This is a genomic window from Yoonia sp. KMU-150 (assembly GCF_056858355.1).
The window spans coordinates 151,566-177,913 of sequence record NZ_JBXEQF010000002.1 but is presented as its reverse complement, the minus strand read 5'-3'; the positions used below and the strand labels follow the sequence as shown (position 1 = coordinate 177,913).

The 26,348-nt window shown below is 64.0% G+C and carries 18 protein-coding genes and 1 tRNA gene; 8 read left to right on the top strand and 11 right to left on the bottom strand.

Annotated elements, in window-relative coordinates:
• Positions 1 to 29: 29 nt before the first annotated feature.
• The 4 genes from AC04PH_RS13635 (at position 30) to AC04PH_RS13620 (ending at position 5,506) form a co-directional block, all read left to right on the top strand.
• Positions 30 to 1,931 (top strand): beta-galactosidase, encoded by a 1,902-nt coding sequence (locus AC04PH_RS13635; RefSeq protein WP_483066366.1) that lies wholly within the window; start codon positions 30 to 32, stop codon positions 1,929 to 1,931.
• Positions 1,928 to 2,896: an aldose epimerase family protein gene (locus tag AC04PH_RS13630; RefSeq protein ID WP_483066365.1), complete on the top strand. Its 969-nt coding sequence runs from the start codon at positions 1,928 to 1,930 to the stop codon at positions 2,894 to 2,896. Before AC04PH_RS13635 ends, AC04PH_RS13630 begins: the two co-directional genes overlap by 4 nt.
• 189 nt (positions 2,897 to 3,085) lie before the next feature.
• Positions 3,086 to 4,492, top strand: coding sequence for a cytochrome ubiquinol oxidase subunit I (locus AC04PH_RS13625; protein WP_483066364.1), 1,407 nt, complete (start codon positions 3,086 to 3,088; stop codon positions 4,490 to 4,492).
• 3 nt (positions 4,493 to 4,495) lie between these two features.
• Positions 4,496 to 5,506 carry a cytochrome d ubiquinol oxidase subunit II gene (locus tag AC04PH_RS13620; protein WP_483066363.1) on the top strand — a complete coding sequence of 337 codons (1,011 nt, stop codon included), beginning with the start codon at positions 4,496 to 4,498 and terminating at the stop codon, positions 5,504 to 5,506.
• A 46-nt stretch (positions 5,507 to 5,552) separates the two neighbouring features.
• Here the strand turns inward: AC04PH_RS13620 and AC04PH_RS13615 are convergent, their stop codons facing one another.
• Entirely contained in the window at positions 5,553 to 9,122 is a 3,570-nt protein-coding gene (locus AC04PH_RS13615; protein WP_483066362.1) for a hydantoinase B/oxoprolinase family protein, read from the bottom strand.
• 117 nt (positions 9,123 to 9,239) lie between these two features.
• Here AC04PH_RS13615 and AC04PH_RS13610 point away from each other — a divergent pair.
• A tRNA-Met gene (locus AC04PH_RS13610) sits at positions 9,240 to 9,316 on the top strand.
• Positions 9,317 to 9,620: 304 nt separating this feature from the next.
• Here the strand turns inward: AC04PH_RS13610 and AC04PH_RS13605 are convergent.
• Positions 9,621 to 12,587, bottom strand: a complete 2,967-nt coding sequence (locus tag AC04PH_RS13605; RefSeq protein ID WP_483066361.1) for a hypothetical protein — start codon at positions 12,585 to 12,587, stop codon at positions 9,621 to 9,623.
• 253 nt (positions 12,588 to 12,840) lie between these two features.
• Between AC04PH_RS13605 and AC04PH_RS13600 the strand changes: the two genes are divergently transcribed.
• Positions 12,841 to 14,250 carry an FAD-binding oxidoreductase gene (locus AC04PH_RS13600; RefSeq protein ID WP_483066360.1) on the top strand — a complete coding sequence of 470 codons (1,410 nt, stop codon included), beginning with the start codon at positions 12,841 to 12,843 and terminating at the stop codon, positions 14,248 to 14,250.
• A 107-nt stretch (positions 14,251 to 14,357) separates the two neighbouring features.
• On the opposite strand, the gene hemF is transcribed toward AC04PH_RS13600, so the two are convergent.
• Entirely contained in the window at positions 14,358 to 15,248 is an 891-nt protein-coding gene (gene hemF / locus AC04PH_RS13595; protein WP_483066359.1) for an oxygen-dependent coproporphyrinogen oxidase, read from the bottom strand.
• Positions 15,249 to 15,360: 112 nt separating this feature from the next.
• Here hemF and AC04PH_RS13590 point away from each other — a divergent pair, with 112 nt between their 5' ends.
• Entirely contained in the window at positions 15,361 to 15,744 is a 384-nt protein-coding gene (locus AC04PH_RS13590) for a hypothetical protein (RefSeq protein WP_483066358.1), read from the top strand.
• Here AC04PH_RS13590 and AC04PH_RS13585 read toward each other — a convergent pair whose 3' ends face one another.
• Genes AC04PH_RS13585 through clpS form a run of 3 tightly spaced genes read right to left on the bottom strand, consistent with a single transcriptional unit; the run spans position 15,745 to position 17,923 of the window.
• On the bottom strand, positions 15,745 to 16,551 hold the full coding sequence (locus tag AC04PH_RS13585; protein ID WP_483066357.1) for an SDR family NAD(P)-dependent oxidoreductase: 807 nt from the start codon (positions 16,549 to 16,551) through the stop codon (positions 15,745 to 15,747).
• Positions 16,552 to 16,582: 31 nt separating this feature from the next.
• Positions 16,583 to 17,557, bottom strand: coding sequence for a class I SAM-dependent methyltransferase (locus tag AC04PH_RS13580; RefSeq protein ID WP_483066356.1), 975 nt, complete (start codon positions 17,555 to 17,557; stop codon positions 16,583 to 16,585).
• Between the two features lie 24 nt (positions 17,558 to 17,581).
• Positions 17,582 to 17,923 carry an ATP-dependent Clp protease adapter ClpS gene (clpS, locus tag AC04PH_RS13575; protein WP_483066355.1) on the bottom strand — a complete coding sequence of 114 codons (342 nt, stop codon included), beginning with the start codon at positions 17,921 to 17,923 and terminating at the stop codon, positions 17,582 to 17,584.
• Between the two features lie 352 nt (positions 17,924 to 18,275).
• On the opposite strand from clpS, the gene AC04PH_RS13570 reads away from it, so the two are divergent.
• Complete coding sequence (locus AC04PH_RS13570) at positions 18,276 to 19,811, top strand: D-alanyl-D-alanine carboxypeptidase family protein (protein WP_483066354.1); 1,536 nt, start codon at positions 18,276 to 18,278, stop codon at positions 19,809 to 19,811.
• Between the two features lie 135 nt (positions 19,812 to 19,946).
• On the opposite strand, the gene AC04PH_RS13565 is transcribed toward AC04PH_RS13570, so the two are convergent.
• From AC04PH_RS13565 to AC04PH_RS13545, 5 genes are read right to left on the bottom strand one after another with little or no spacing between them, the layout of a single operon-like run.
• Positions 19,947 to 20,486: an ion channel gene (locus AC04PH_RS13565; RefSeq protein ID WP_483066353.1), complete on the bottom strand. Its 540-nt coding sequence runs from the start codon at positions 20,484 to 20,486 to the stop codon at positions 19,947 to 19,949.
• Between the two features lie 2 nt (positions 20,487 to 20,488).
• The gene (locus AC04PH_RS13560) at positions 20,489 to 22,081 is read right to left on the bottom strand and encodes an ABC transporter ATP-binding protein (RefSeq protein WP_483066352.1); all 1,593 of its coding nucleotides are present in this window, start codon (positions 22,079 to 22,081) and stop codon (positions 20,489 to 20,491) included.
• Positions 22,078 to 23,187 carry an ABC transporter permease gene (locus AC04PH_RS13555; RefSeq protein ID WP_483066351.1) on the bottom strand — a complete coding sequence of 370 codons (1,110 nt, stop codon included), beginning with the start codon at positions 23,185 to 23,187 and terminating at the stop codon, positions 22,078 to 22,080. The genes AC04PH_RS13560 and AC04PH_RS13555 overlap by 4 nt, the downstream gene beginning before the upstream one ends.
• Entirely contained in the window at positions 23,184 to 24,263 is a 1,080-nt protein-coding gene (locus AC04PH_RS13550) for a microcin C ABC transporter permease YejB (protein ID WP_483066350.1), read from the bottom strand. The genes AC04PH_RS13555 and AC04PH_RS13550 overlap by 4 nt, the downstream gene beginning before the upstream one ends.
• A 22-nt stretch (positions 24,264 to 24,285) precedes the next feature.
• Positions 24,286 to 26,196, bottom strand: coding sequence for an extracellular solute-binding protein (locus tag AC04PH_RS13545; RefSeq protein WP_483066349.1), 1,911 nt, complete (start codon positions 26,194 to 26,196; stop codon positions 24,286 to 24,288).
• Positions 26,197 to 26,348: the final 152 nt, after the last annotated feature.

Below are 26,348 nucleotides of genomic sequence, written 5' to 3'. Positions count from 1 at the left end.
TTGCCAAAAATACTAAAAAAGGCACCGTCATGAAACGCACGCTCGGCGTCTGTTACTACCCCGAACACTGGCCCGAAGACCAATGGGCCACGGACGCCGCGCGCATGGTCGAAACGGGCCTCACATGGGTGCGGATCGGCGAATTCGGCTGGCAGCGGATGGAACCTGTGCCTGGCAAATTCGATTGGGGCTGGCTTGACCGGGCAATCGCGGTGCTAGGCGATGCGGGGATGAAGATCGTCCTCGGCACGCCCACCGCCACGCCGCCGCGCTGGATGCTGGACAAGCTGCCAGACATGCTGCCGGTCGCCGCCGACGGCCACACCCGCAAATTCGGATCGCGCCGGCACTACGATTTCAGCCACTTGGGTTACCGGGAGGAGGCGCGGCGCATCGCCCGCCTCATGGCCGAACGCTATGGCCGCAACCCGCATATCGCCGCCTGGCAGATCGACAACGAATACGACTGCCACGACACGACACTATCGTATTCGGATGCCGCCCTGCACGGCTTCCGCGACTGGCTGGCGCAGCGCTATCAGTCCACCGACGCGCTCAACCGTGCCTGGGGCAATGTGTTCTGGTCGATGGATTACGACAGTTTCGAGCAGATCGACCTGCCGAACCTCACCGTAACGGAACCGAACCCCGCGCACGTGCTGGCCTTCCGGCGCTATTCCTCCGATCAGGTCGTGGCCTTCAACAGCGTGCAGGCCGACGCGATCCGTGAACATTCGGCAGCACCCCTGATCCACAACTACATGGGCCGCATCACGACCTTCGATCACTGGGCCGTGGGGGCCGACCTCGATATCGCGTCATGGGACAGCTACCCCATCGGCTTCCTCTCCGACCGGATCGAGGGCACGGCCAAGGAAAAGCAATTCTACCTGCGCCAGGGCCACCCCGACAATCAGGCGTTCCACCACGATCTTTACCGCGCCGTGGGCCGCAATCGGATGTGGGTGATGGAACAGCAGCCCGGCCCGGTGAACTGGGCCCCCTACAACCCGGCCCCCCTGCCCGGCATGGCCCGCCTCTGGGCGTGGGAGGCGTTTGCCCACGGGGCCGAAACCGTCTGCTATTTCCGCTGGCGGCAGGCCCCCTTCGCGCAGGAACAGATGCACGCAGGGTTGCTCCGCCCGGACAGCGACGCCGCCCCTGCTTTGGCCGAGGCCACGCAGGTCGCGCAGGAAATCGCGGACCTGCCGGAGGTGGACGCAGGGGCCGCCCCCGTCGCGCTGGTGTTCGACTACGAAAGCGCATGGGCTTGGGACACGCAGCCGCAGGGCGCGGACTTCGATATGTTCCGCCTTGCCTTCGCCGCCTACCGCGCCCTGAGGCGCGCGGGTCTGTCGGTCGATATCCTGCCGCCGGACTCTGCGGACCTCTCCGCCTACAAACTCGTTCTCGCCCCCGGCCTGATGAAACTGTCGGACCCGTTCCGCGCAGCCCTCGCGAGTTTCAAAGGCATCGCGCTGATCGGTCCGCGCAGCGACGGCAAGACCGACGAACTGGCGATCCCCACGCCCATGGGTCCCCACCTGCCCGATACCGGCGTGACGACCGTGATGGTCGAAAGCCTGCCGCCCTCGGACGCGATCAAATTGCAGGGCGGCGGCAGGTTCGTGCATTGGTTCGAACACCTCGAAGGCAGTGCCGACGTGCATCTCGCCACCAAATCCGGCCAGCCCGCGATCATGGGCGGCGATCATATCCGCTATCTCGCCGGTTGGCCCGACGACGCCACCTTCGACAGCATCATCGGCAACCTCTGCGATACGCTCGACATCGCAACCTACGACCTGCCCAAGGGGTTGCGCATCCGCGACACCACCACCCATCGGTTCATCTTCAACTACGCGCCGAAGGCCCGCACGTGGGGCGATGTGACCATTCCCGCCGCGGGCGTGCATTGGGAACCGCTGTGATCACCCCCTTCGGCACGACCCCGCAGGGCGAACAGGTGGACAAGATCACCCTCGCCGCCGGCGACCTGACCGTCGCGGTGCTCACATGGGGTGCGGTGGTGCAGAACGTGCGGCTGGCCGGTATCGAGCGGTCGCTGACGCTCGGGTCGGACGATCTGGCCGATTACCTCGGCGACATGCGCCACCACGGCTCCCTCATCGGCCCCATCGCCAACCGGATCAGCACCGCGCGGATCAAGATCGACGGCATCATGTACGAGCTGGAGCGCAATCAGGACAATCGCATCCACCTGCACTCCGGCGCACAGGCCACGCACCGGCGGCTCTGGCAGATCGCGGACCACGGCCCCGACAGCGTCACCCTCACCTGCACCCTGCGCGACGGGGAATGCGGCCTGCCCGGCAACCGCACGATCACGGCGCGCTATGCCGTGGCCGCCCCCGCGACGCTGGAAATGACGGTGACCGCGACGACTGACGCCAAGACCCCGCTCAGCTTCGCCAACCACAGCTATTGGAACCTCGACGGCACCGCCGACTGGTCCGGCCACAGTCTGCAGATCGCCGCCGACCGCGTGCTGCCAGGCACCGTGGACAACTACCCGACCGGCGAGATCGTCGATGTCGCAAAGACCGACCTCGATTTCCGCACCCCGCGCACCATCGCACCGCGCGCGCCCGCGCTCGACAACAACTTCTGCCTGTCCGACAGGCGCGAGCCCCTGCGCGACGTGCTCACCCTCACCGGGCAAAGCGGCGTCAGCCTGACAATGACCACGACCGAACCTGGCATCCAGATCTACGACGGGCGCGATGCGCGCCGCCCGGGACGCGCGCCTTACGAGGGCCTGGCGATCGAGGCGCAGATGTGGCCGGACGCCCCCACCAACAGTCAATTTCCGTCGATCATGGTTGCGCCGGATCAGACCTACAGCCAGACGACCCGCTGGACCTTCGCAGGTTAACGGACCGTGCGATCACCTTAACGCATTGTAAATAAACATAAAGTAACCCACGGGTTACCTGTTGCGCGACATCCGACATCGCCGTTCCCGCGTGGCCTGCGCATAGTGTCGCACCGGACTGCCCAAGGCGCGTCATGTCCTATATCTAGGACAAGACCGAAACACCGCAGTCACCCACAAGGCCCGCCCATGGAAACCCTTCTCCTGTCGCGCATCCAGTTCGCCGCAAACATCTCTTTCCATATCCTATTTCCAACCATCACCATCGCGCTAGGCTGGGTCCTGCTCTATTTCAAGCTCCGCCATGCCCGCAGCGGCGACAACCGCTGGATGGAGGCCTATGCCTTCTGGGTCAAGATCTTCGCCCTGTCCTTCGCGCTCGGCGTTGTGTCGGGCATCACCATGTCGTTCCAGTTCGGCACCAACTGGCCGGGCTTCATGGAAAAAGTCGGCAATATCGCGGGGCCCCTGCTGGCCTACGAGGTGATGACCGCGTTCTTTCTGGAGGCCGTGTTCCTCGGCATCATGCTCTTCGGCGCGTCCCGCGTGCCGGGCTGGCTGCATACGCTGGCGACCTTCCTGGTCGCCTTCGGCACCACGATGTCGGCCTTCTGGATCATCGTGCTGAACTCCTGGATGCACACCCCGCAGGGCTACGAGATGATCGACGGCGTGGCACATGCGACCGATTGGTGGGCCATCGTGTTCAACCCGTCGATGCCCTACCGTTTCGCGCATATGATGCTGGCCAGCTTCCTGACCGTCAGCTTCCTGATTGCAGGCATCTCGGCCTTCCGCTGGCTGATCGGCGGGCAAACGGCGGGCGTGCGCGTGGCGCTGCGTACCGCCGTGGTCGCCGCCGCACTGCTGATCCCGGTGCAGATCTACGTCGGCGACATGCACGGGCTGAACACCAAGGAATACCAGCCCGCCAAGGTCGCTGCGATGGAAGGACACTGGGAAACCGGCGGCAACGTGCCGCTCCTGCTCTTTGCGATTCCGGACGACGAGGCCCGTGAAAACCACTTTGAGGTCGGCATTCCGAACCTCGCCAGTTTCATCCTGACCCACACATGGGACGGCGAAATCAAGGGCCTGAACGACTTTGTCGCCGAAGACGGCACCCCGCTGCACCCCCGCGTCGCCCCGGTGTTCTGGTCGTTCCGCGTGATGGTCGGCACCGGCATGCTGATGCTGCTGGTCAGCTGGACCGCCGTTGCGCTGATGCTGCGCCGCGCGCCCGGCCAGATCAAGCGCCGCAGCGTCGACGGCCTGCCGAAGTGGATGCTGGTCGCTCTTGTGGGGATGAGCTTTTCCGGCTGGGTCGCCACCCTCGCCGGCTGGTACACGACCGAAATCGGCCGCCAGCCTTGGCTCGTCACCGGCCTGATGTCCACGAAAGAAGCGGTCGCCGACGTTCCCGCGGGCATGGTGCTTTCGACGCTGCTGGTCTACCTCGCCGTCTATGCGCTGCTGCTCGTGGCCTATATCAGCGTGATCTTCTATCTCGCGCGTCAGGCGTCAAAGGGCGAACCCATCGGCCGCCGCACCGCGCAATCCGAAGAGGCGCAGCTATCCGCCGTGCCGGGAGAATAGATCATGGATTATTTTGGCGATCCGACCGTCTGGCTGCCCTTCACCTTCGCCGCCCTCATGGGCCTGTCGATCCTGATCTACGTGATCCTCGATGGCTATGACCTCGGCGTCGGCCTGCTCTTCCCGTGGTCGGACGACGATGAAAAGGACATGATGATCGCCTCCATCGGGCCGTTCTGGGACGCCAATGAAACCTGGCTGGTGCTGGCGGTGGGCATTCTGCTCGTCGCCTTCCCGGCGGCGCATGGCGAAATCCTGACCGCGCTTTACCTTCCTGTCGCCGTCATGCTGATCGGGCTGATCCTGCGCGGCGTCGCGTTCGAGTTCCGCGCCAAGGCCCGTGTGGCGCGCAAACGGTTGTGGAACACCCTGTTCTTCACCGGCTCGCTGATGACCTCGCTGGCGCAGGGATTCATGCTGGGCATGTATGTCATGGGCCTGACGTGGACCTGGGGGCACCTTGCCTTTGCCCTGCTCACCGCCGCGTTCCTGACGGTCGGCTACAGCTTCATCGGGGCCGCCTGGGTGATCCACAAGGCCGAGGGGCATTTGCAGGTCAAGGCGGTGGACTGGGCCAAGCGCGGCATCTGGGGGCTGGTGGCGGGCATAGGCGCGATTTCGCTGGCCACCCCTTTCGTCAGCGCGCGCATCTTCGACAAATGGTTCAGCTGGCCCGAGGCGCTGTTGCTCTCGCCGCTACCTCTCGCCTCCGCTGCCTTGGTCCTCTGGCTCTGGTGGATGTTGCAACGCATGCCTTTCGCGCAGGACCGCTGGAACTGGCTGCCCTTCCTCGCGGCAACCCTGCTCTGGTGCACCGCCTTCGGCGGCATGGCCTACAGCTTTTATCCTTACGTCGTGCCGGATCAGTTGACGATCTATGACGCGGCCAGCGCGCCCGAAAGCCTGTTTATCATCCTGATCGGCACGATCTTCGTGCTGCCGACGATCATCGGCTATACCCTGCTGGCCTACACCGTGTTCCGCGGCAAGGCGACGGCGCTGCGCTACGACTGATGCCCAAAAACCTTAGAAGGTTTTTGCCAAGACTTTTGCAAAAGTCTTAGCCCCAGCCGCCACCGCCCGGTGATTTCAGCACGAACACGGCACTCGCTGGAAGATCGACCTCATCATTTCCGCGCAACGCGCGCGTGGTGCCATTGGGCAGAATCACACTGTTTTCGCCGGTTTTGCCATCCCCGCCACCGTCCACGCCAAAGGGCGGCACGACGCGGTGCGAACACAGCGTTGTCACCGTCACCGGCTCCAGAAACCGCATCTCGCGCACAACGCCATGCCCGCCGCGCCATTTGCCAGCACCCCCCGATCCGTCACGGATCGCGAACTGTTCCAGCCGCACCGGAAAGCGTTTCTCCAGAATCTCCGGGTCGGTCATCAGTGTGTTGGTCATATGGCTTTGCACCGCGTCACACCCGGCAAACCCCGGCCCCGCACCGGTGCCGCCCGCGATGGTTTCGTAGTTCTGAAACGTGTCGTTGCCCCAGATGAAATTGTTCATCGTCGCCTGCGAACAGGCCATGACGCCCAGCGCCCCGATCAACGCGTTGCAGGTCGCCTGCGACACCTCGGTATTCCCCGCGATCACCGCCGCCGGATAGGCGGGGTTCAGCATCGTGCCTGCGGGGGCAATAATCTCGATCGGTTTCAGGCACCCTTCGTTCAGCGGAATGTCGGATCCCACCAGCGTGCGGAACACATAAAGCACGACCGCACGGCACACCGCCTGCGGCGCGTTGTAATTGCCGGAATGCTGCGGGCTGGTGCCGGTGAAATCGACCGTCGCACGGCGACCCGCACGATCCACCCGCACGGCGACCTTGATCCTTTGTCCCTCATCCATCGGATAGGTGAATTCCCCGTCCGCCAGCCTGTCGATCACGCGGCGCACGCTTTCCTCGGCGTTGTCCTGCACATGCGCCATATAGGCGGTCACGACATCCGCACCGTAGGTGTCGCACACCCCCAGCAGCGCCTGCCGTCCGGTCTCGTTCGCGGCAACCTGCGCCTGCAGATCGGCCATGTTCTGCGCGATGTTGCGGCAGGGATACTTGCCCGATGCCAAGACCGCGCGCGCCTCCTCCTCCAGCAGAGTCCCGCCGCGTACCAGCTGCACGTTGTCGATCAGCACACCTTCCTGATCGATATGCGTGCTGTCCGGCGGACCGGAGCCGGGCGTGCGCCCGCCGATATCCGCATGATGCCCGCGCGAGCCGAGCCAGAACGCCGGTTTTCCATCCACGAACACCGGCGTGACGACCGTGACATCTGGCAAATGCGTGCCGCCATTATAGGGCGAATTCAGCATGAAGGCATCGCCCTCTGCCGCACCCGGATGCTCGCGCATCACGGTCTTGATGCTGTCCGACATCGACCCCAGATGCACCGGCACATGCGGCGCGTTCGCGACCAGATCACCGTTCGCATCGAAGATCGCGCAGGAAAAATCCAGCCGTTCCTTGATGTTGACCGACCAGGAGGTATTGGCCAGCGTCGCACCCATCTGGTCTGCGATGGACATAAAGAGGTTCGACATCACCTCCAGCACCACCGGGTCGGCCTTCGTCCCCGCCGCTGCCGGGCGGCGCGCGGCGCCGTCGCGGGTCAGATGCAGGTTGCCGTATTCGTCGACCCGCGCCTGCCAGCCGGGTTCCACCACATTGGTGCCGGTAGGTTCAAGGATGATCGCGGGACCCGAGATCGTGGCCCCCTGCCCCAGCGTCTCACGCTGATAGAGCGGCACCTCAGTCGCCTCCTCATAGGTCACCCGCACCGTCCCGACCGGGGCGGGTTCGTCGCGCGCGGGAACGGTCAGTTGCGGCGGCGGAACGGCCCCGCCGATCGCCTCCACGCTCAGCATCTCGAACAGGATCGCGCGGTCCGGGCTGGCAAAGCCGAACCGCTGGCGGTGCGCCTCCTCGAACACCGTCTGCATCTCGGCGGTCTCCCCGAACGGCACCTCCAGCGGCTGGTGCGATCCGTCGTAGCGCAGATGCGCACGTGCTTGCGTCCGCACGTCGCTGACACCCTGTTCGGCCACCTCGGCGCATGCCTCTGCCCTGATAGCGTCGAGCGCCTGCCGCGCGGTCTCCACATCCTCCAGCGGGGCGTCACACTGCACCTCGCGCAGCGCCCGGATCTCGGCCAGCCCCATACCGAAGGCCGACAACACACCGGCGTGCGGATGCACGAACACCCGCCGCATCCCCAGCGCATCGGCCACGAGGCAGGCGTGCTGCCCACCCGCACCGCCAAAGCACTGCAGCGTGTAATCCGTCACGTCATGCCCGCGCTGGACAGAGATTTTCTTGATCGCGTTGGCCATGTTATCGACCGCGATGCGCAGGAACCCGGCGGCCAGATCGGTGGCGCTGCCGGGGCTTTCGCCGGTCGCCTCCGACACCTCTGCGATCAGGGCGTCGAATTTCTCAGCCACCACATCCGCATCCAGCGGCTGATCGCCCTCCGGCCCGAACACGGCGGGGAAATGCGCGGGCGACAGCTTGCCGAGCATCACGTTGCAGTCGGTTACCGTCAGCGGCCCGCCGCGGCGGTAACACGCAGGCCCCGGATCGGCCCCCGCACTCTCCGGGCCGACCTGAAACCGCCCATCGCGGAAACTGCAGATCGACCCGCCACCGGCGGCGACGGTGTGGATATCCATCATCGGCGCGCGCATCCGCACGCCCGCCACCTCCGTCTCGAAACTGCGTTCGTAGGTGCCGGCATAGTGGCTCACATCGGTAGAGGTCCCGCCCATGTCGAACCCGATCAGCCGGCCGTGCCCCGCCTGTTCCGCCGTCTTGACCATGCCGACGATCCCGCCCGCAGGCCCTGACAGGATCGCGTCCTTGCCCTGAAACAGCGCCGCATCCGTCAGCCCACCGGACGACTGCATGAACAGCAGGGTTTCGCACACGCGCCCTACGTCCAGCGCCCCGGCGACCTGATCGACATAGCGCCGCAGGATCGGCGACAGATAGGCATCCACCACCGTGGTATCGCCGCGCGACACCAGCTTTGCCAGCCGCGAGGTCGCATGGCTGGTACTGATCTGCGTAAAGCCGATATCGCGCGCGATCCGGGCCACGCGATCCTCGTGCACGGGGTTCAGGTAGCCGTGCAAGAACGCGATGGCGACAGCGCGCAGCCCCGCGTCGAACCCGGCTTGCAATGCGCCCCGCGCGGCATCCTCGTCCAGCGGCGTGACGACCTCACCCTCCGCATCCAGCCGCTCCGGCACTTCGGCCACATCGGCATAAAGCAGTTCGGGTCGCCGGATCTCCAGATCGAACAGTCGCGGCCGGTTCTGGTAGCCGATGCGCAGCAGATCGCCGAAGCCCGCGGTGATCAGCAGCAACACGCCTTCGCCCTTGCGCTCCAGCAAGGCATTGGTCGCGACGGTCGTGCCCATCTTCACCGCGCGGATACTGCCCGGCGCGGGGCTGTCCGTGCCCATCAGATCGGCGATCCCCTGGACGGCGGCATCGCGGTAGCGTTCGGGATTTTCCGACAACAGCTTGTGCGTCACGATCCCGCCGTCCGGCTGCCGCGCGACCACATCGGTGAACGTGCCACCCCGGTCGATCCAGAATTCCCATTGCTTTGCGGTCATCGCGGCCCCCTTGCGTTCGGGCCGACCCTAGCCAGCGACCGGACCCAAGGAAATACCCCGCAGCCGCCAAGATTCGGTTTGACACCCCGCATGGCTTTGCTTAATCGGGGCGGCGTTGGCGCGGTAGCTCAGTTGGTTAGAGCGAACGACTCATAATCGTTAGGTCGGGAGTTCAAATCTCCCCCACGCCACCACTCTTCACCCGCATATCTCGCTACGAGGTCACAATACCTCCGAAAGCCCGACTGACGCGCGGTGCTGACGCACCGCTGCTGAGTGCGGGAGTTCAAATCTCCCCCACGCCACCACCCCTCACCCACATATCTCGCTGCGAGGTCACGATACCTCCGAAAGCCCGACTGACGCGCGGTGCTGACGCACCGCTGCTGAGTGCGGGCGTTCAAATCTCCCCCACGCCACCACCTATCACCCTTTCACTAGACCGTAGAGCAGTGTGTTTCGGCATGCCCCGACGGTTGTCGGGGGGTGCCGAGACGCTCAGAGGAAGTCGAAATCGTCGGCGGTGAAGTTGGCGGCGGTGTCGTTCATCACCGTCAGCACGCCGTTGGCAGAGGTGATCGTGACGTTGGCCCCGGCCTGCGCGATGGTCAGCGATCCGAAGGTCACGCCGTCGCGGTATTCGATCGTGTCGAGGCCCTGGTCGAAGCCGAAGATCCGGTCGCTGCCGGCGTTGGCGCGGATCACGAAGGTATCGCTACCGCCCTGCCCGAACAGGTCGTCGTTGCCGCGCCCGCCCAGCAGGCGGTCGTCGTCGGCACCGCCGAACAGCCGGTCGCGGCCGCCCGCGCCGATCAGCACGTCTTCGCCGCCCAGACCGACAAGATCGTTGTCGTCGTTGCCCGATGTCATGCTGTCGTCAAAATTCGTGCCGGTGACGCTTTCGATGCTGACGTAGGTGTCGCCAAAGGCGGCACCGGCGTTCAGCGTCTGGTCGATGAAATTGACCGTCACGCCAACACCCTCCGTCTGAATCGAATAGAACACCCGGTCGCGGCCCGCCCCGCCGTCGAAGACATCGCTATTACTGACAAGATTCCCGCCAAACAGGTCGTCATTCCCGTCACCACCGAAGAGGGTATCGCCGACGGGCGTACTGGTGTCGCCGATGTAGTTCCGCCCGCTCGCCGTCAGCCTGTCGCGCCCGTCGCCACCATAGATGATGTCGTTGCCGTCCGCCCCGTCGATGGTATCGTCGTTATCGCCGCCGCGGATGATGTCGTCACCCGACCCGCCGGTCAGGCTGTCGTTGCCGCCAAGGCCCAGAATCTCGTCACCGAAATCCGACCCGGTGAAGGTATCGGCATTGGGCGTCAGCGTCGTGACCTGCCGCACCGGGTTGGTGAACTGAAAATCCTCGGGGATGAAGTCCTCGAAATCGGCGAACCCCATGATCTTCAGCGTGCCCAGCTCCGACGTGATCACCGTGTTCGCCCCGTCGAAGGTGAACACCAGATCGTTGATCGACCCCGGCCCGCCGACGAACTGGATCAGCTGCTGATCGAATTGAAAGCCGAAGATCCGGTCGGTGCCCGCATTGGCCTGGACCACGACCGTGTCGAACCCGTCGCCCACGAAGATGTCGTCGTTGCCCTGACCGCCCAGCATCCGGTCTTCGCCCTCGCCGCCGAACAGCCGGTCGCGCCCGCGCGCGCCGATCAGCGTGTCGTCGCCGCGCCCGCCGATCAGGTCGTTGTCGTCGTTGCCAGATGTCAGCGTGTCGGCGAACTGGCTGCCGATCACGCTTTCGATGCTGTCGAAGGTGTCGCCCGCCGCCTCGCCGGTATTCAGCGCGGCGTTGATGAAGTTCACCGTCACGCCGGATGCCGCTCCGGTGTAGAGCGCACGGTCGCGCCCCGCGCCGCCGATCAGACTGTCACCGCCCAGCCCGCCTTCGAGATCGTCGTTCCCCTCGCCGCCCGACAGCGTGTCGGCCCCCGCGTCGCCGAAGAAATACTGCCGCCCCGCGCCGCCCTCCAGGATATTGGTCCCATCGGTCCCGAACACGGATTCCGCCTGCGCGTTCTCCTGACCGGCCATGACATTGGCGTTCAGGCTGGAATAGTTTTCGAACTCCGCCATCATGATAAATCGTTCCGCGCCACCCGGACCCAGCTCATCGCTGTAGAAACCCGAGGCCAGATCGAACTGGCGCGCGCCGTTCGTCACGTCGATGCCGGTCACCCCGATGGTGTCGGTATCGTCGCCACCATAATACTCGTCACCCACGGTCAGGTTGTCGTGGCCCCCTTCGGCCGTGATGAGGATGGCATCGTCGCCGACACCGCCGAAAAAGGTGTCCTGTCCGCCACCGCCCTGAAAACCATCCGATCCTTCGCCGCCATAGGCCGTGTCGTTGCCGATTCCGCCGAACAGAACGTCGATGCCCTCGTCACCGTAAAGCATGTCGTTGCCGGAATTTCCGAAAATGAAATCCTGACCGGTGCCGCCATAAAGCACGTCGTTGCCGGTGTTGCCGAACATGGAGTCGCTGCCCGCGAAACCATAGACCGGATCGCCGTCCGCGTTCGCGGCGTCGACGACCAGGCTTGCATCGTTACCGTAGGTGCCCGAGTTGTCGGCGATTTCGGTGATATCCGTCTGGGTGCCGCCAAGCACCTTCAGATCGGACCCGCCGGGCTGGCCGTCGAATGCCGTCGGGCCACCGAGACCACCGGCACCAGCGGTGACGGAGTAGGCGATGGCCATGTTGTTTGTGTCGATCGACAGGTTGAAGGTCGACGAGGTATTGAGAATGCCGGCCGCATCTCCACCGTCCGCGCCGTCGATGCCGGCGTTGAAGGCGCTGCCGCCGCCACCGCCCGTAACGGTGCCGCCAAAGACGACCTGGGTACCGTCCACCGAGCCGTTGCTTATGATCAGCGCCGCATCACCGCCGTCACCCGGCCCCACACCGGGACCTTCACCCGCGCCGAATTGCCCGGTGACGATATTGTCGTCCTCGAAGATGACGTCCCGCAGGATCAGCAAACCGTTCTGGTTACTGATGATCGCAGCATCGCCGCCGTCCTCGCCCGGGGCGCTTGGTGGCGCACCGGTCACCTCGTGACCCGACAGCGCGACGTTTTCCAAAGTCAAAGTCGCACGGCTGGTGATGACGGCACCCAACTCGTCCTCGAACCCGTCGGCCAGCCGCAGATTGCGGAAGGTGAGCCCATCTAAAAAGGTCGTCGTACCGACGAAAAACAACCGCGACGTCCCGCCGCCGGAAATCGTCATGTTCTGTTCCGCGCCCTCGACGATCAACTGGCCCTGATTGTTCCAGTCGATCTGCGAGGTCAGCGTGATCGTCTGCCCGGCGATCGCGTCGTCGAACAAAATCCGGTGCGGTGTCGCGGGCCGCGGCCCGACGCCCGCGTCAAGAAACGCCTGTCGCAGACTGCCTGCACCCGCATTGCTGGTATTGGTCACGATAAAATCGGTCATGGAAATCTCCCTGAGTGTTGTCGGCCCGGCCCAAACCCGAAACCGTAATATGCACGAACGGACATGCCCCTGCGCAGGTCCGTTCCTGGAAATGCTAAACTATGGCGCAAAACCTAGCCGCAAGTTGACGTGACGCAAAGCAAAAACTGGAAAAACGGCCTGTTTCCACGATGGCAGGCACCCGGCACCCGCAGGCTTTCTTTCGCATCCCGCTTTGCGTAGCCTGACGCGGGATCACGCAGAAAGGGCACTCATGGCACTGCTTGACGCATTGGAACAGGCAATCGGCGCAGGCTACGTCCTGACCGGTGACGACACCGCGAAATGGCACGCCGACTGGACCGGCGACTATACCATCGCGCCGCTGGCCGTGCTGCGCCCTGCCGACACGCATCAGGTCGCCGCGATCCTGAAGATCGCCAATGACGCGCGCGCGCCGGTCGTGCCGGTGTCCGGCAACACTGGGCTGACCGGGGCCACGTCGAACGAGGGCGCGCTGATGCTCTCGGTCGACCGGCTAAACGGGATTGCTAAACTGGACCCCGCCGCACGCACGATCACTGTCGGCGCGGGCACGGTCCTGTCCACGATCCACGACGCGGCAGTCGAACACGACCTCATTTTCCCGCTCACCTTCGGCGCGCGCGGCACGGCGATGATCGGCGGCGCGCTGTCGACCAACGCGGGCGGGTCGAACGTGCTGCGATATGGCAACACCCGCGACCTTTGCCTGGGCGTGGAGGTCGTGCTGGCCGACGGCCGGGTGATGAATTTGATGAGCGAGCTGCACAAGGACAACTCCGGCCTAAACCTGCGCAACCTTGTGATCGGGGCCGAGGGCACGCTGGGCGTGATCACCGCCGCCGTGCTGAAACTCCACCGCAAGCCGCGCGCCTATGCCACGGCCATGGTGGCCGTGCCCACGATCGAGGACGGGCTGGACCTGCTCAACACCGTGCAGGATGCCACCGGCGGCGCGGTGGAGGCGTTCGAATATATGCCGCACAGCTACATGGAACGGCTGATGCAACGCAAGCCGGATACCCGTCCGCCCTTCGACGACAGCCACGACGTGAACATCATGATCGAGGTGGGTGCCACGGCGGCGCGCGACGCCACGCCGGATGACACCGGCGCAATTCCAGTGGTGACCCAACTGGAACAGACACTGGCGCAGATGTTCGAAACCGGCCAGGTGCTGGATGCGGTCGTGGCACAGAACGACACCCAGCGCGCCGAAATCTGGGCAAGGCGCGAGGCGGCGGGCGAAATCCTCTTCGATCCGGGCATCGCCGTGAACACCGATATCGCCGTCCCATTAAGTCAGGTCGGAACCGCACTGCGCGACATCACCGCGCGGCTGAAACGGCTGGACCCGGACGTGCATGAAATCATCGTGGCCCATCTGGGCGACGGCAATATCCACCACACCGCCTATCCGCGCCGCAACACGCCCGACGTGATGGCCGCCATGGTCGAGGCGGTGGAGGACGCCGTGCAGGCGGCCGGTGGGTCGTTCAGCGCCGAACACGGCGTCGGCGTGTCGAAACTCGACACCATGCGCCGCCGCAAGGACCCGACAGCACTCGACGTGATGCGCACGATCAAGCGCGCGCTCGATCCCAACAACATCCTCAACCCCGGCAAGGTGATCCCGGACTGATTTCATCCGGTCGGAAATACCTCGGGTGAGCGGCGCAGCCGCGAGGGCGGAGCCCTGAAGGCAAAAAATGTCGTGCGGCGCAGCCGCTCCGCCAGGTCAGACGCGGCTCAGGCCCATTTGGCCAGTGGCGGCAGCGACATCAGCACCGCGTCCGGGTCATGCCCCGTCGCCAGTCCGAATTTCGTGCCGCGGTCATAGACGAGGTTGTATTCCGCATAAAGCCCGCGATGCACCAGTTGCGCGTCCTTGTCGGCCTCGCTCCATTCCGTCGGCAGGCGCTTTTCGACCAGCGGCACATAGGCGGGCAGGAACGCGCGGCCGATATCCTGCGTCAGCGCAAAGTCCGCAGCCCAGTCGCCGCTGCAGTGATCGTCCATGAAAATCCCGCCCACACCCCGCGACCGCTTGCGGTGGGGGATGTAGAAATAGTCGTCGGCCCAGGCCTTCAGCCGCGGATAAAGGTCCGTGCCATGGGGCGCGAGGTGCCGCTCCTGCATGGCATGGAAATGTGCGGTGTCGTCAGCGTAGGGGATGCAGGGGTTCAGGTCCGACCCGCCACCGAACCACCAGGCCTGCGGGGTCCAGAACATCCGCGTGTTCATATGCACCGCCGGCACATGTGGGTTCTGGACATGCGCCACCAGCGATATGCCGGAGGCCCAGAAGCGCGGGTCGCTGTCCATCCCCGGCACACCGCGCGCGGCCATCGCCTGCTGTGCTGCGGCACCAAGCGTTCCGTAAACCGTGGACACGTTCACGCCCACTTTCTCGAAAACCCGGCCACCGCGCATCACCGACATCAGCCCGCCACCTGCGTCCGATCCGTCGTCCGATGCGCGCGTGGTCTGCGTCATCTCGAACCGGCCCGGTGGTGCCTCCGCCGTTGGGCCTGTTACCTGTCCGTCCTCCAGCGCCGCGAAAGCTGCGACGATTTCGTCGCGCAGGGTGCGGAACCATGCGGCTGCGGTGGCTTTCTCGGTCTCGGTCACGTCGGTCATGGGCGGCTTTCATCTGTGATATGGCATATCAACCTGCGTTACGTGTAAGTTGCAAGCAACCGGTCTGTCGCTGTGCCGGACCAGATATAATCCTGCCTGTTCGGAGAACCCCATGCGCCCTGCTCTTTTCATTCTGCCCCTGCTGGTCACCGCCTGCGCCACCCCGCGCGAAGCCTGCATCAATGGCGTGAACAGCGAGTTGCGCGTGCTGGACCGGCTGATCGCGGAAACCCGTGCCAACCTTGCGCGCGGATACGCGCTGGAAGAGCGCGAGGAGGTGCGGATCGTCAACACGACCTGCGAACGCCGCAGCCCGCGCGGCTTCATCACCGAGGTGCCCTGTTCGGAAACCGAAACCCGCACCCGGCGCGAACCGGTCGCCATCGACCTGAACGCGGAACGCGACAAACTGCAATCGCTGGAGGAACGGCAGGCCCAGAACCGGCGCAATGCCGAATCCGGCATCGCGCAATGCATCGCCCAGAACCCCGAATGATCAGTGGGCGGATACCGCTGCAGGGTCGATCAGCGTGCGGCCACCGTCGACAGTGATGATCTGACCGGTCACGAAACCGGCGGCATCCGAGGCAAGATATTGCACCGCATCCGACACTTCGCCGGGGCTGGCGATCCGGTGCAGCGGTGTGTTTTCCAGAATCGCCTCGCGCAGATCGTCGTCTTCCTTGAGTGACCCCTTGAGGCTCGCGCTCATGACCGAGCCGAAGGCCACGGCGTTCACCCTGATCCGCTTGGGGGCCAGGGCCACAGCCATCGACCGCGTCATCTGGTCAAGTGCTGCAGAGCTGACCGAATAGGCCATCAGATCGGGATGCGTGCGCCGTGCCGCGATCGACGACAGGTTGACGATCGCCCCGGCGGGGGCGTCCGGCTCGTCATCCTCTGCCTGCTTGATCATCCGGCGGGACACGGCCTGCGTCATGCGCAGGGCGGTCAGCATGTTCTGGTTCAGCATATCCTCGACCGAGGTGTCATCGGGGTTGAGCGGGTCGGTCAGCATCACCTGCCGCGACGCGTTCACAAGGATGTCGACACGCTCGAACGCATCGACGGCGGCGGACAGCAGGTTGGCGATGGTCAGCTTCTGGCGCAAATCGCCGGAAAAGATCCGCACTTGTCCTTCTTCGCGCGCCGCGTCGCCCACCTCCTTTTCAAGCCGCTCCTCGTCCATATCGGCAAAAACGACATTGGCCCCGCCGCGCAGAAAATGCCGCCCGATGGCCAGCCCCACGCCGTTGGCGGCACCGGTGACGATGGCGGTCTTGCCGGAAATCGAAAAAGACATGGGGCTACCTTTGGTTTTGCGGCGGCGTGGATCAGCGGATCGGGCGCGTCGCGTGAAAGACCTTGAACGCATTGGTCATGGTCAGGGTTTCGACATTGCGGAATGCATCCTGCAATGCCTGTTCATAGGGCAGATGCCGGTTGGCCACCATCCAGAGCTTGCCATGCGGGGCGAGCGTCTGCGCGGCGGCGGCGATGAACGCTCGCCCCAGCCCCGGATCGGCGGCGCGCCCGGTGTGGAACGGCGGGTTCATGACGATACCGTCATAGGCGCGCGCGGGCCGGTGGGTGGTGGCATCGTCCCAGATAAAGGTCGCGCGCGGATCGGTGACGTTCAGCCGGGCACAATCAAGCGACAGCGCCTCCGCCTCGATCAGGGCGATGGATTGCACACCGTGTTTTTGCAGCGCGGCCTGTGCCAGATAGCCCCATCCCGCCCCGGAATCCGCCAGATGCGCCGGCAGCTTCGGCGGCAGGACAGAGACCAGCAATTCCGAGCCACGATCGACCGTGCCATCGGAAAAAACACCGGCGGCGGTGTGAAACCCGTGCGGCCCGACTTCACTGTCGGGCTGATCCCAGTCGGCAAAGGTGTCGGTGCCCGCGAACCAGAAGATGCGGCCATGATCCTTTGTCACTGACGGCAGGGCACCGAGCCGCTTACGGCAGTCCTTGTAGAGACTATCCACACCATCGGTCTTCTGTCCGTCCACCACCACGATCTGCGCGGTCGCCGCGGCCCGCGCGATCAGCGCACGCGCCAGCGCTTTGGCGCGTGGGACGACGACGATGGCGCTGTCGGCAGGCAGCATGTCCGTGCGCACGGCATAGCCCGCGTTGGCCCAAGCGGTATGATCGGGGTAGAAGCTGTGCGAAACGTGCACCGCGTCGCGCGGCAGGGCGGAGATGTCATAGGTTGCACCGGGGCGCAGCACCGCGACGGGGCCGTCAGGCAGAACGAGCGAGCCGTCGCCAAGTGCGGTCGTCAGGCGAGAATATGCAGCCATCAGGGCAAAGCGACGGGCGCGCCGTCACTCTTTCTCCATCGTGCATTGCAGCGGGTGCTGGTGGCGCTGCGCGAAATCCATCACCATCGCGACCTTCGTTTCCGCGATCTCGTGGCTGTAGACTCCCACGACGGCGAGGCCTTTCTTGTGCACGGTCAGCATCAGTTCGAACGCCTGCGCGTGCGACATGCCGAAAAACCGTTCCAGCACATGCACGACGAATTCCATCGGCGTGAAATCGTCGTTCAGGATCAACACCTTATAAAGTGGCGGCTTCTTGGTCTTCGGCTTGGTTTCGAGTTTGACGCCGACATCGCTGTCGTCGTCATCCTTTCCGCCTGCCATCATGGTGACATCTGTCATCATCGTTCGATCCGGTCCCGCGCCTTGCTTGCTGGCTGTGTATATATGGTTTGCGGCGCGCAAGAAAACCCCAAGCAAGGGCAAGACGGGTCTTTGGGGCGAGTCGCTGCGATCCCGCAGGGATTCTCCGTCCGATCGGCGCGAACCGGCTGCCCCAATTTTGCCACATTGGCCGATCTAGCGGGAATCAGCACATAGGCCCCCCAGATATGGCACAGCGGCTTCAAAGACACAGTGAAAGTCTTTGAATTTAGGCTATTTTCCGGCGCGCATATGTCGTGCTAGCGTGACGCCAATCAATAAGGTCACCCGCGCAAAAGCAGGGACCACGAGGCAGAAAATCGAGGTGAACGACGTGGCAAGTCGTACGGGACAGCTGGCCCTCCGCGGGCTATTTATCGCATTATTGGCAATCGTGACGGCGTTTTCGGCGTCGCAGACACGCGCGGCCCCGTATGCCGCGATGGTGATGGACGCCCGCACCGGCGAGGTGCTGCATTCGCGCAACGCCGATACCCGGCTGCATCCGGCATCGCTGACCAAGATGATGACGCTCTACATCGCCTTTCAGGCCGTGCAGCGCGGCGAGATCGGGCTGGACACCGAGGTCCGCATCACCGCCGCCGCCGCCGCCGAACCACCGTCGAAACTGGGCCTGCGCACCGGCCAGACGATCCGCCTGCGGTATCTGCTGCGCGCGGCGGCCGTGAAATCCGCCAATGATGCCGCCACCGCCATCGGCATAGCGATTTCCGGCTCTGAATCCGCCTTTGCCGAGCGGATGAACCGGACCGCCGCCGCCATGGGCATGACCAACACGACGTTCCGCAACGCCCATGGGCTGACGCAGAACGGGCATATGTCGACCGCGCGGGATATGTCGATCCTTGGTCGCCATGTGATCTATGACTTCCCACAGTATTATAACCTCTTCTCGCGGCGCACCGCCGATGCGGGCATCGCCACCGTCAGCCACACCAACCGCCGGTTCCTGAACAACTACGAAGGGGCCGACGGGATCAAGACCGGCTACACCCGTGCCGCCGGTTTCAACCTGACGGCATCCGCGCAACGCGGGCAGGAGCGGATCATCGCGACCGTCTTCGGTGGCCGCTCGACCGCCGACCGCACCCGCCGGATCATCGAATTGATGGATATGGGGTTCAACCGCGCGCCGTCGAACGTGACCGTGCGCGAACCGCAGCCGCCCGCCATCTCGACCGGGGCGTCACAGAACGCGGGTGAACTGGTCGCAGGCACCACGACGGGCCCGGCCACCAACGGCGGCGCGGGCAAGACGATCCGCGTGACAGGTCTGATCCAGACCAGCCCGCGGCCGCAGAGCCGCCCGACGACGGCCGTCGCAGTGGCCGACCTAGATGTGGATACGGATGTGATCAACGACGCGCTGGCAGAGGCATTGGGAGCGTCACTGATCGATTCCGCAGCATTCGGACAGACCGCCGCTGTGGCACCCGCGGTTCTGGACACGACCCAATCCGGCCTGACAGAGGCCGCGATCCTGGAAGCGGTCGTGACCGTTGCGCCGCAGGCTCGCCCGGCAGAACTGATCACCGCATCGGCGCAGGCCCCTGCCCCCGCCGCCGCAGCACCCGAGCCAGAGGTCATCACGCGGATTTCCACTTCCGGCGGACGGCACTGGGGCGTGAACGTCGGGCGCTACCGGTCGCGCTACGAGGCCGAACGGGTCCTGTTGCGCGTGGCACTGAACGAGATGACGGCGCTCGATGGCGCGTTGCGCCGCGTGGTGCAGCGGTCCGGCGGGTTCGACGCGAATTTCATGGGGCTGACCCGTGAAGGCGCAGACCTGGCCTGCCGCAGGTTGCAGGCGCGCGGCACCACCTGTTTCATGCTCGGATCGGATAGCTGACGGTTGCGCGTTCATTGAATATGAACGCGCAATATGCTATCTATGGCGTATGAGTACACGAACCTATAACGCCATCGCGACAGCGGGCACCATTGCTGCAACCATTGCGTTGGTCGCGGCGGTGGGCGGCATCGGTTATCTTTTCGTGACCTGACCGCTTTGCTGCGCGGCGAAAAACGCCGCGCCTATGACGATCCCCAGATGCAAGTTGCCGATAATCGCGTGAATTGCAGCGACCAGTCTTACACCTGCATCGGGACGAAAATCGCCAAACCCCAGTGTCGAAAACGTCACCGCCGAAAAATAGACGTAGTCCCAGCTGCGCAGCATGTCATCGCCCTCACCGCTGATCCCGCCCATCCGGTAGATCAGTGCGAATGACAGGATCGACAGGCTGATGGAAATCAGTCCGTCGAAGAATAATCGTACCGGATCGGGCTGAAAATCTTTTGATGTCAGAAACGGGATTGTCAGGACCACCAGCAGGAAAAAACTGACAGACCATATCGCGAGGATGACGCCGATCAATCGATGCCACGCCGGGCCATTCGCGAGCAACTGCGGAAAGGCGTTTTCCGCGATCAGTGTCGTGAGGATAATCAGTGACGCGAGTGACCAGAACTTGCGGAAATTGCTCCACGGTGTGCTGGTTCGGCTCGGAAACAGGAACCGCATCGCTAGAGCGCACGCCCCTCGAACGCCGCGGCCATCAGCGCGCGGGTGTATTCGGTGCGGGGCGCGTCGAAGATATCCGCCGCGTCGCCCGCCTCCACCACGTCGCCCTGTTTCATCACCATCACCTTGTGGGACAGCGCGCGCACGACCTTGAGGTCGTGGCTGATGAAGAGATAGGCGAGCCGGTATTTCTGTTGCAGGTCGCGCAGCAGTTCCACGATCTGCACCTGCACCGTCATATCCAGCGCCGATGTCGGCTCGTCCAGCACCAGCAGTTGCGGGCGCAGGATCATCGCGCGGGCGATGGCGATGCGCTGGCGCTGGCCGCCGGAAAACTCGTGCGGGTAGCGGTCCATCAGCGCGGGGTCGAGGCCCACCTCGCCCATGATCTCGCCCACCATGTCGCGCTGGTCGCGGTCGGGGTCGATCCGGTGGATCGTCAGCCCCTCCGCGATGATCTGCTGCACGGTCATGCGCGGCGACAGCGAGCCGTAAGGATCCTGGAACACAATCTGCATGGCGCTGCGATAGGGGCGCATCTGTTTCTGGTTGAGATGCTGGATGTCGGTGCCCATGAAGTTGATCCGCCCTTCCGACCGGATCAGCCGCATGATCGCCAGCGCCAGCGTGGTCTTGCCCGACCCGCTTTCACCGACGATGCCCACGGTTTCGCCCGCGCGGACTTCCAGCGTGGCGTCGTTGACGGCCTTCACGTAACCCGCCGTGCGTTTCAGCAGGCCGCGATGGATCGGGAACCAGATTTTCAAATTCTGCGTCGCGGCGACGGGTTTGGCATCATCGGGCACAGGCGCCGGAACGCCGGTGGATTCCGCGGCCAGCAACATCTGCGTATAGGGGTGCTGCGGGTTGGCGAAAATCTCGGCGGTGGGGCCGGTTTCCACGATCTCGCCGTCCTTCATCACGCAGACCCGGTCGGCGATCTTGCGCACGATGGTCAGGTCGTGGGTGATGAACAGCAGGCTCATCCCCCGCCTGTCCTTCAGGTCCGCCAGCAGTTCGAGGATCTGCGCCTGGATCGTCACGTCGAGCGCGGTCGTCGGTTCGTCCGCGATCAGCAGGTCCGGGCCGTTGGCCAGCGCCATGGCGATCATCACGCGCTGCCGCTGCCCACCCGACAGTTGGTGCGGGTAAGCACCCAGGCGGCTTTCGGCGTCGCGGATGCCGACCTGATTGAGCAATTGCACGATCTTGTTGCGCACCGCCGCCCCGCGCAGGCCCTGATGCAGTTCGATGCTTTCCGCCAGCTGTTTTTCCAGCGTGTGCAGCGGGTTGAGCGAGGTCATCGGCTCCTGAAAGATGAAGCTGATGTCGTTGCCGCGCACCCGGCGCAGCTCGCGTTCGTCCGCGCCGATCATCTCCGCGCCGTCATAGGTGATCGACCCGTCGACACTGGCGCTGTCGCCCAGAAGCTGCACGGTGGACAGGGCGGTCACGGATTTGCCTGACCCGGATTCGCCGACGAGCGCGACCGTCTCGCCCTTTTCCACGTCGAAGGACACGCCGCGCACCGCGTGGGTGGTCTCCCCGTCCTGCCGGAAGCGGACATTCAGGTCACGCACTTGCAGCAGGGTCATGAAAACGTCTTTCGGGGGTCGAAGGCATCCCGCACGCCCTCGAAGATGAAGACCAGCAGCGACAGCATGATCGCAAAGGCGAAGAACGCGGTGAAGCCGAGCCACGGCGCCTGCAGGTTGCGCTTGGCCTGCAGAGTCAATTCGCCCAGCGACGGGGCAGACGACGGCAGGCCGAAGCCCAAGAAGTCGAGCGAAGCAAGCGTCGCAATCCCGCCGGTGACGAGGAACGGCAGCATGGTGACCGTCGCCACCATCGCGTTGGGCAGCATGTGGCGGAACATGATGGTGCGGTCGGAAACCCCCAGCGCCTTGGCCGCGCGGACGTATTCGAAATTCCGTGCGCGCAGGAATTCCGCGCGCACCACACCCACCAGCGCGGGCCAGCCGAACAGGATGGTCAGGAACACCAGCAGCCAGAAACTTCGCCCCAGCACGGCCGTCAGGATGATGATGACGTAGAGCGATGGCGTGCCTGTCCAGATTTCGATGATCCGCTGGAACAGAAGGTCCGTCCAGCCGCCGAAATACCCCTGCACCGCGCCCGCGATGATGCCGATGATACTGGCCACGACCGTCACGATGATCGCGAAGAGGATCGACAGGCGGAAGCCATAGATCACCCGCGCCAGCACGTCTCGTTTCGTGTCGTCGGTGCCTAGCAGGTTGTTGTCGTCGGGGGCCGACGGTGCCACGCCCGGCACGTCCACGATGGTGTCATAGCTGTAGGGGATCGGCGGCCAGAGGGTCCAGCCCGCCTCGAACCCCTTGATGTCCAGCGTCATATCGTTGTCCACCGCCTCGATCAGCGAATGGGGCGTGTCGAAGCAATCGACCAGCCCGCCGGTCACGATCAGGCACTCGACCTCGACATCGCCGTAAGCCGCCTCTGTCGGGAAATCACCGCCGAAATCACGCTCGGAATAAAACGAGAAGATCGGCGCGCGGATTTCGCCGCGATAGCTGACGAGGATCGGTTTGTCGTTAGCAAGAAACTCCGCGAACAGCGACAGGCCGAACAGGATGCCGAAGATGATCAGCGACCACAGCGCCCGCCGGTTGCGTTTGAAGTTGCGCCAGCGGCGTTGGTTGAGCGGGGACAACTTCATCGGCGGCTCTCGAAGTCAATGCGCGGGTCGATGAAGACGTAGGTGATGTCGGTCAGGATGCCCACGATCAACCCCAGCAGCGTAAAAGTGAACAGCGTGCCGAAGACGACCGGGTAGTCGCGCGCCACCACCGCCTCGAACCCCAGACGGCCCAGCCCGTCGAGCGAGAAAAGCGTTTCGATGATCAGCGAACCGCCGAAGAAGACAGAGACGAACAGCGCCGGAAACCCCGAAATCACGATCAGCATCGCGTTGCGGAACACATGCCCGTAAAGCACCCGGTTTTCGGCGAGTCCCTTGGCCTTGGCGGTGATCACATACTGCTTCTTGATCTCGTCCAGAAAGCTGTTCTTGGTCAGCAGCGTCAGCACCGCGAAGGATGAAATGGTCGAAGCCAGCACCGGCAGCGTGATGTGCCAGAGGTAATCGAACACCTTGCCGATCAGCGAAAGGTCCTCGAAATTCGATGACGTCAGCCCGCGCAGGGGGAAGATGCGCCAGTAGGACCCCCCGGCAAAGAGCACGATCAGCAGGATCGCGAAGAGGAAACCGGGGATCGCGTAGCCCACGATGATCGCGCCGCTGGTCCATGTGTCGAATTTCGATCCGTCGCGCACCGCCTTGCGGATGCCCAGCGGGATCGACACCAGATAGGCGATCAACGTGGACCACAGCCCCAGCGTGATGCTGACCGGCATCTTTTCCAGCACCAGATCGACGACGGAAATGGAGCGGAAATAGCTTTCCCCGAAATCGAAGCGCACATAATCCCACATCATGTTCAGGAAACGTTCGAACGGCGGCTTGTCGAAACCGAACTGTTCTTCGAGCTGCCGGATGTAATCGGCACTCAGGCCCCGCGCCCCGGCATATTCGCTCTCCGACGCGCCCGATGCCTCGACATCGTTACTGCCGCCTGAAATCCCCTCGAACACGTCGCCGCCGCCTTCCATGCGGGCGATGATCGTCTCGATCGGGCCGCCGGGGACGAACTGGATCAGCGCGAAGTTGACGATCATGATCCCCAGCAACGTGGGGATCACGAGCAGCAGCCGCCGTAGAATATATGCGCCCATCGCGGTGCCTTAACCCGCCGGTCTAGCGCAGCGCGCCCGCTTCGCGCAGGGCCTCGCCCTTTTCGGCGTTGTACCACCAGTAATCGAGGTAGCCCAAGCCAAAGTCCGGCAGGTTTTCGGGGTATTCATACATATCGTAGTAGGCGACCCAGTTGCCGTCTGAATACCAGGTCGGCACCATGAAATAGGCGTCGCGCATCACGCGGTCGATGGCTTTCACACCGGCGGCCATTTCGTCGTAATCCTCGGCGTTCTCGACAAATTTCGACAGGGCATCCACCGCTTCGTTACAGAAGCCGGCGGGGTTGAAGACATCGTCCTTGTCCTCGCAGCCGAACCGCTGCGAAAGGCCCGTGCCTTCGAGCAACCCCGAACGGTAGCCGCCGTAGAGCATCTCGAAATCGTTGGTCTGGGTGCGCGACTGATACTGCGCGCTGTCGACGCGGTTGTAGGTCACGTTCACGCCCAACGCTTTGAGGTTTTCGATATAGGGCGTCAGCACGCGGTCGAATGTGGGACGGGTTTCCAGAAACTCGATGTCCAGTGTTTGGCCGTTTTCATCGGCCAGCAGGCCTTCGGCATTGGGAGTGTAGCCGGCTTCGGCCATCAGGGCGAGTGCGGCGCGCAAGTTGCCGCGGTCCACCGGGCTGTTGCCGCTGGTGTGCGGTACGCGCGGTTCTTCGGTAAAGATGCGTTCCGGCAGCATGTCGCGCACGGTTTCCAGCATCTCCAGCTCGCGGCCCTCCGGCAGGCCCGTGGCCTTCAGGCGGTCGGTTTCCCAGAAACTCTCGCGCTGCGAAAACAGACTGTATTGCAGGTTCTCATTGGTCCATTCGAAGTTGAACATCAGCCCCAGCGCCAGCCGCACGTTACGGTCCTGAAACTTGGGATCCCGCAGGTTGAACACCATGCCGAACGAACTGGGCGGGGTCGCATCGGGCAGCGTGTCCTTCACCACCCAGCCGTTTTCGAACGCCGGGAAATCATACCCCGTCGCCCAGATCAGCGACGACAGCTCGCGCCGGAAGGTGAACTCCCCGGCCTTGAACGCCTCGAAAGCGGCGGAGCGGTCGGCGAAATATTCCACGCGGATGCGGTCGTAGTTGCCGCGCCCCACGTTCATCGGGTGGTCGGCACCCCAGTAATCGGGGTTGCGTTCATAGATGATCTGGCGGCCCGGATCGACGGACCCCACGACATATTCGCCGGTCGTCAGCGGGGCATCCAGGCTCGCCTCGTCCAGCCGCGCCTCGTTATCCTCGAACCATTTCTTTGAAAACACCGGCATGCCCGCCATCTGCCCGATGCGCGCGCGCAAGGGGCGTTCGGGGTTGAAATCGAACCGGATCGTGTAGTCGTCGATCACCTCGTAGCTGGGCACCAGTGCCGTCAGCCCGGCGGCATAGGACGGCGTGCTTTGCGTCAGCAGCAATTCGTGGGTGTAGGCCACGTCCGCAGCGGTCATCGGGCTTCCGTCCGAGAACGTCACATCGTCGCGCAGGTTGAAGATCACCCAGGCCTTGTCCTCGGGGTATTCGATGGTGGTGCAAAGCACACAGTACTGCGATCCGACCTCGTCGCTTGTCGCGGACATGATCGTTTCATACCCGATAGAGGCCAGCGACCCCGGCGTGCCTTCCAGCGTAGCGTAGGGGGTCATGCTGTCGAATGTGCCGTCGGCGGAAATGCTGATCTCTCCACCCGTCGGCGCGTCGGGGTTCACGTAGTCGAGATGCGGGAAGTCGGCGGGGTATTTCAACTCGTCGTATTCGTTGAAGCCGTGGCTTTCGATGATATGCGCGTCGGCGAACGCCTGCCCGGCCCAAAGTGCGCCGCCCGCAAGAATGGCGGTCGCGCCCAGCCAGTGTCGCATCCCGTGGCGGACCTGTTGACGGGCACGGGCGGCGGCGGGTGTCTGGCGGCGATGGTACATCTTTGTCCCCTTACGGATAACGGTCTGTGACACTCATATGACGCTACAAGCCGTTGTGGCAAACATTCAAGTTGAGATTACGTGAACAGGGCGTGACCTGGGTGCGCGACAGCCCGCAGTCAACGACGGCACGAAAAAGGCCGCCGGTAGTC